Source organism: Amycolatopsis sp. NPDC003731, assembly GCF_053586895.1.
Map to the genome: position 1 here is coordinate 94,341 of NZ_JBSFNC010000015.1, position 6,512 is coordinate 100,852.

5 protein-coding genes and 1 riboswitch are annotated in these 6,512 nt (G+C 72.1%); of the genes, 1 reads left to right on the forward strand and 4 read right to left on the reverse strand.

What is annotated here, in order from left to right; genetic code table 11:
* Positions 1-58: 58 nt before the first annotated feature.
* Positions 59-3,622, reverse strand: a complete 3,564-nt coding sequence (gene cobN, locus ACWDN5_RS09385; RefSeq protein ID WP_449675775.1) for a cobaltochelatase subunit CobN — start codon at positions 3,620-3,622, stop codon at positions 59-61.
* Positions 3,623-3,653: 31 nt separating this feature from the next.
* Positions 3,654-3,763: riboswitch (cobalamin riboswitch) on the reverse strand.
* Positions 3,764-3,828: 65 nt separating this feature from the next.
* On the opposite strand from cobN, the gene ACWDN5_RS09390 reads away from it, so the two are divergent.
* Positions 3,829-4,554, forward strand: a complete 726-nt coding sequence (locus tag ACWDN5_RS09390; protein WP_449675776.1) for a hypothetical protein — start codon at positions 3,829-3,831, stop codon at positions 4,552-4,554.
* Here the strand turns inward: ACWDN5_RS09390 and ACWDN5_RS09395 are convergent.
* Genes ACWDN5_RS09395 through ACWDN5_RS09405 form a run of 3 tightly spaced genes read right to left on the reverse strand, consistent with a single transcriptional unit; the run spans position 4,551 to position 6,510 of the window.
* The gene (locus ACWDN5_RS09395; protein WP_043784651.1) at positions 4,551-4,784 is read right to left on the reverse strand and encodes a helix-turn-helix transcriptional regulator; all 234 of its coding nucleotides are present in this window, start codon (positions 4,782-4,784) and stop codon (positions 4,551-4,553) included. The genes ACWDN5_RS09390 and ACWDN5_RS09395 overlap by 4 nt on opposite strands.
* A 2-nt stretch (positions 4,785-4,786) precedes the next feature.
* Positions 4,787-5,632, reverse strand: a complete 846-nt coding sequence (locus ACWDN5_RS09400) for an ABC transporter permease (RefSeq protein ID WP_310971191.1) — start codon at positions 5,630-5,632, stop codon at positions 4,787-4,789.
* A complete protein-coding gene (locus ACWDN5_RS09405; protein WP_449675777.1) occupies positions 5,629-6,510 on the reverse strand; it encodes an ABC transporter ATP-binding protein in 882 nt (293 codons plus the stop codon). Before ACWDN5_RS09405 ends, ACWDN5_RS09400 begins: the two co-directional genes overlap by 4 nt.
* Positions 6,511-6,512 lie beyond the last annotated feature (2 nt).

Sequence of the window (6,512 nt, forward strand, 5' to 3'; positions counted from 1 at the left end):
GCGTTTCCGTTTTACTGTCGGTGACGCAGTTGCCGGTGCCGCAGCGGTACGCCGGCAGTCACTCCGACTCGAGGTCGCCCTCCAGCGACAGGTACACCTCGCGCATCTTCGCCAGCAGCTCCGGGTCCGGCTCCTCCCACAGGCCCCGGTCCGCGGCCTCGTTCAGCCGCTCCACGATCCCGCGCAACGCCCACGGATTGGCCTTCCGCAGGAACTCCTGGTTCACCTCGTCCAGCACGTACGACTCGGTCAGCTTCTCGTACATCCAGTCTCCGACGACGCCCGCCGTCGCGTCGAAGCCGAACAGGTAGTCCACTGTGGCCGCCAGCTCGAACGCGCCCTTGTAGCCGTGGCGGCGCATCGCCGCGAGCCAGCGCGGGTTGACGACGCGCGCCCGGAACACCCGGGCCGTCTCCTCGCCCAGCGTGCGCGTGCGGACCGCGTCCGGCGAGGTGCTGTCACCCACGTAGGACGCCGGGGCCGAGCCCGTCAGGGCGCGTACCGTCGCAATCATGCCACCGTGGTACTGAAAATAGTCGTCCGAGTCCGCGATGTCGTGCTCGCGCGTGTCGGTGTTCTTCGCCGCCACCACGATGCGCTTGTACGAACTTTCCATGTCCTCGCGCGCCGGACGGCCGTCCAGGTCGCGGCCGTACGCGAAGCCGCCCCACACCGCGTACACCTCCGCGAGGTCCTTGTCGTCGCGCCAGTTGCCGCTGTCCATCAGCGGCAGCAGGCCCGCGCCGTACGCACCCGGCTTCGACCCGAAGATCCGCGTGGTCGCGCGGCGGGCATCTCCGTGCGAAGCCAGGTCCGCCGAGACGTGCGCGCGGACGAAGTTTTCGTCGAGAGGTTCGTCCAAACCGGCCACCAGCCGGACGGCGTCATCGAGGAGCGTGATCACGTGCGGGAACGCGTCGCGGAAGAACCCGCTGATCCGGACCGTGACGTCGATCCGGGGCCGGCCCAGCTCCTCCAGGGGGATCGCCTCGATGCCGGTGACGCGCCGGGATGCTTCGTCCCACACCGGCTGGACACCCAGCAGCGCCAGGACTTCCGCCGCGTCGTCGCCGGACGTCCGCATCGCCGACGTGCCCCACACCGACAGCCCGACCGACCGCGGCCAGTCGCCGGTGTCCTCCCGGTAGCGGCGAAGCAGCGAATCGGCGAGGGCCTGCCCGGTCTCCCAGGCGAGCCGGCTCGGGATGGCCTTCGGGTCGACGGTGTAGAAGTTCCGCCCGGTCGGCAGCACGTTGATCAGCCCGCGCAGCGGCGACCCGCTCGGTCCGGCCGGGATGTACCCGCCGTCCAGCGCGTGCAGCACCGCGTCCAGCTCGCCCGAGGTGCCTGCGAGGCGGGGCACGATCTCCTCGGCCGCGAAGGAAAGTACCCGGGCGACCGCGGGATCCGGCGCCACCGACGCCACCGCGGTCGCGTCCCAGCCCCGCATCTCCATCGTCCGGACGAGCTCGCGCGCCGTCTTCTCGACCGCGTCCACTTCGGACATCGGCGCGTCTTCCTTGAGCCCCAGCGCCGAGCGCAGTCCCGGCACCGCACCCTGCTTGCCGCCCCACATCTGCGACGCGCGCAGCATCGCCAGCACCAGGTTGACGCGCGCTTCGCCGGTGGGCGCCGCGCCGAGAACGTGCAGCCCGTCGCGGATCTGCGCGTCCTTGACCTCGCACAGCCAGCCGTCGATGTGCAGCAGGAAGTCGTCGAACTCCGCGTCGTGCGGCCGTTCCTCGACGCCGAGGTCGTGGTCCAGCTTGGCGGCCTGGATCAGCGTCCAGATCTGCTGGCGCACGGCCGGCAGCTTCGCCGGGTCCATCGCCGCGATGTTCGCGTGCTCGTCGAGCAGCTGCTCCAGCCGGGCCATGTCGCCGTAGGACTCCGCGCGCGCCATCGGCGGGATCAGGTGATCGACGATCGTCGCGTGCGCCCGCCGCTTGGCCTGCGCGCCCTCGCCCGGGTCGTTGATCAGGAACGGGTAGACCAGCGGCAGGTTCCCGAGCACGGCGTCCGGCGCGCACGAGGCCGAGAGCCCGGCGGTCTTGCCCGGCAGCCATTCGAGCGACCCGTGCTTGCCCAGGTGGACGACGGCGTGCGCGCCGAACTCCTCCTCGAGCCACCGGTACGCGGCCAGGTAGTGGTGGCTCGGCGGCAGGTCCGGGTTGTGGTAGATCGCGACCGGGTTTTCGCCGAACCCGCGCGGCGGCTGGATCATGATGATCACGTTGCCGCTCTGCAGCGACGCCAGCACGATGTCGCCGTTGTCGACGTACAGCTCGCCCGGCGCGGGACCCCAGTGCTCCTCGACGCCGTCACGCAGTCCGGCCGGCAGCGCGTCGAACCACTCCTGGTACCGCGCGGCCGGAACGCGGATCGGGTTCCCGGCCAGCTGTTCCTCGGTGAGCCACTCCGGGTCCTGGCCGCCGGCGGCGATCAGCGCGTGGATCAGCGCGTCGCCGTCGGGCTGGTCGGTGCCGGTCGGGTCGACGCCCGGAAAGGCGTCCGGGCCCAGGTCGTAACCCAGCGCGCGCATCCGCCGCAGCAGCTCGATCGCCGACGCCGGCGTGTCCAGCCCGACCGCGTTGCCGACGCGAGAGTGCTTCGTCGGGTACGCGGAGAGCATCAGCGCGATGCGACGTTGTGACGGCGGCGTGTGCCGCAGCCGGGCGTGCGCCAGGGCGATGCGAGCGACGCGGGACGCGCGTTCGGCGTCCGGCACGTACCGGGGGAGGCCGTCTTCGTCGAGTTCCTTGAACGAGAACGGCACCGTGATCAGCCGTCCGTCGAACTCCGGGACGGCCATCTGGTTCCCGGCGTCGAGCGGCGAGAGACCGTCGTCGTTGGCCGCCCACGTCTCGCGGTCGCTGGTCAGGCACAGCGCCTGCAGGATCGGGACGTCGAGCGCGGCCATCTCGGCGACGTCCCAGGCCTCGTCGTCGCCGCCCGCGCCCACCTCGGACGGCCGCGTGCCGCCCGCCGCGAGCACGGTGACCAGCAGAGCGTCCACGGAAGCCAGCTCGGCCATCATCTCCGGCTCGCGCGTACGCAGCGAAGCACAGTAGATCGGCAGCGCGCGCCCGCCCGCGGCTTCGATCTCGTCGGCGAGCGCGTGCACGAAGGCCGTGTTCCCGGACAGGTGGTGCGCGCGGTAGTACAGGATGCCGATGACCGGGCCGTCGCTCTTCGCCGGGCGCTCGAGAACGCCCCACGCGGGCTGTGCCGCGGGAGGCTCGAAGCCGTCGCCGGTGAGCAGGAGCGTGTCGGAGAGGAACCGGTGGAGCTGGGTGAGGTTCGCCGGGCCGCCCTGCGCGAGGTAGGCGTGGGCCTCGGCGGCGATGCCGGCCGGGACGGTCGAGAGGTTCATCAGCTCGGCGTCCGGCGTCTGCTCCCCGCCGAGGACGACGACGTGGGCGCCCGACGCCCGCAGCGTGTCCAGGCCGTCCTGCCAGCTCCGCGGGGTGCCGAGGATCCGCGCGACGACGATCTTCACACCGTCCAGGAGCTCCGGCAGCTCGGCGACGTCGAGCCGGGCGGGGTTGCCGAGCCGGTACTCGCCGCCGGAGGAACGGGCGCTGAGCAGGTCGGTGTCCGAAGTGGACAGAAGCAGGATCACGAGGTTCCTCCTCGGGGTCCGCGCCCCGGGTCGACGGGCGCGCCGGCCGGAGTTCCTGGCTCCCGGAATCTCTTCCGGTCACAGTGGCGGGACCGCCCCGGATTCTCACCGGGTTCCTCCACCTGCCGACGCGTGGGTTATCGCCCTCACTCTCCGGTGCCGGTCGAGGCGCGTCAAGGTGACGTTGCCCCGGGTAACCTGACGGCTTGGAATCCCTGCTCCGGAGCTTCACCGCCGCACAGTCGACCCGCCAGCCGTACCGCCACCCCACGGCGGCCGAGCTCGAAACCGCCGGAACCCGCTTCGCCGCGTGGCTCGACGGCCGTCCCCACCACCTGGCTGACCTGGGCTTCTCCGTGAGCGGCGACGTCGTCGTCCAGGAGCCCGGCACCGAGCGGGCCTGGGGGCTCTACGCGATCGACCGGTCCGCGCCGCCGTCGCTGGTGGTCGAGGTGCCGCACCCGTCGTCCGACCTGCGGACCGACCGGGTCGGCCTGGCGCTCTTCCGGCGGGTGCCCGGCGCCGTCCTCGCGGTGGCCGGCGCGCACCGCCGCCGGGAGGACCCGGCGCACGACCCGCGGACCGTCTTCCACGTCGTCAGCACGCTGCTCGCCCGCCGCGGCCTGCCGCAAGTGCAGCTCCACGGCTTCAACGACCGCACGATGCCCGCGGCCGACGTCGTCGTTTCGGCCGGGGCCGCGGAAGCCGGCGACGCGGCTCGCCGGGCCGCGGACCGCCTGGAAGCCGCCGGGTTCCGCGTCCGGCGGGCCTGGGCCGACCCCTGCCGCGGCCTGGCCGGGACGACGAACGTCCAGAGCCAGGCCGCCGGCGACACCCCGTTCCTGCACGTCGAGCTCAACCGGACGACCCGCGAGACCCGCCGCGACGACGTCGTCCGCGCGCTCGCCGAGGCCGACCTGCGCAAGCCCTAGGCGGACCGCTCACCCAGGCGGGGGAAGGGCTTCGTCGAGAACAGCACTTCGACGGACACCTCGAAGAACTCCGCGATCCGCAACGCCAGGTAGAGCGAAGGGCTGTACTCGCCGCGCTCCAGGTAGCCGATCGTCTGGTAGTGCACCCCGAGGGCCTCGGCCAGCTGCCGCCGCGAGATCGACCGTTCCGCGCGCAGCATCGCGATCCGGTTGTAGACGACCTCACTCATCACTACCCCACACGCTGCATGGCCTTCTGCCGCCGTTCGGCCACCGACGAGCCCGCCTCGCGTCGCGCCATGCGGCGGAGCAGGACCGGGGCCAGCGCGAAGCCGAGCACCGCCCATGCGAGCAGGACCGCCACGGTCGCCACCGGCCGCCAAGACTGGCCGATCTCGACGACGACCGCGCCGTCCGGCAGCAGCGCCGAGCGCATCCCGAGGCCGAGCCAGTACATCGGGAACACCTGCGCGATGTCCTGCACCCACACCGGCAGCGCCGTGATCGGGTAGAAGATCCCCGAGATCGCGCCCATGCCCATCACCGGCAGGGTGATCAGCCCGATGGATCGCGCGCTGTTGGCCAGCGAGCCCAGCGCCGCGCCGATCGGCATCGTCGCGGCCATGCCGAGCACCAGCACCCCGAGCAGGTGCAGGTACGACCCGACGCCGTCGGGCGCCAGCGCGGAGAACGCGAACAGGCAGGGGACCAGGACCGCGGCGACGGAGGTGAGCTGGGCGAGCGACAGCGCCGTCGTCTTCCCGATCAGGTACCCGAGCATCCCGTTCGGGGTCGCCTTCGCCCGCAGCAGCGTGCCGTCCTCGCGGTCGATGGCCAGGTAGCCCGCCGCGCCGGTCAGGCCCTGGAACACGATGCCGGCGCCGAGCACGCCGGGCACGGTCGCCGCGCCGAGCGAGAACGACGTGCCGGGCAGGGTGGCGTTGCGCATGAAGAACAACGTACCGAGGAAGAGCAGCACGAAGACGACCTGCCCGACCACGTCGTCGAGGTTGGTCCACGTCTGCTTGAACTCGATCCAGCCGCGGGCCACCCCGGCCCGCACGGCGACGGCGTTCATCGCGCACCCGCTTCCTGGAGGCCGAGCTCCGTCTCGCCGCCGGTCTCGGCGCGGTGGACCAGCGTCATGTAGGTGTCCTCCAGCGACGCCCGCCGGACCTCGAGGTCCGCGACGGCCTCGCCGTGCTGCTTGAACAGGTCGTACACGTACTTCGTCGCTTCGGTCGTCGAGTGCACGAAGCGCTGCCCGCCGATGCTCCAGCGGACCTCGGCCTCGCCGGAGATCTGCCGGCTCAGCTCGTCGGCCGAGCCGTCGGCGACGATCCGGCCGCCGTTGAGGATGAGGATCCGGTCGGCCAGCTTCTCGGCCTCGTCGAGGTCGTGCGTGGTCAGCAGGATCGTCGTGTCGAGCTCGTCGGACAGGCGGTGCACCAGGTCGTGGAACTCCCGCCGGGCCTCCGGGTCGAAGCCCGCGGTCGGCTCGTCGAGGAACAGCAGCTCGGGGCGGCCGACGATGCCGATGGCGACGTCGAGCCGCCGCCGCTGACCGCCGGAAAGCTGCTTGAGCTTCTTGCCCGCGTGCTCGGTGAGGCCGACCGCGGCGATCAGCTCGTCGGCGTCCCACGGCCGCGGGTGCGACGCCGTCGAGTACGGCGCGTAGTACCGGCCGAGGTGGGCGAGCAGCTCGCGGACACGCCATTTCCCGTGGTCACGCCAGGACTGGAGCACGACCCCCAGCCGTGCCCGCCAGTCCTCGCCGCCGTGCGCCGGGTCGACGCCCAGCACGCTCACCTCGCCGGCCGACCGCATGCGGAAGCCTTCGAGGATCTCGATCGTCGTCGTCTTGCCCGCGCCGTTCGGCCCGAGCAGGCAGACGACCTCCCCCCGGTACGCCTCGAATTCGACGCCGTGGAGCACGTCGTTCGTGCCGTACCGCATCC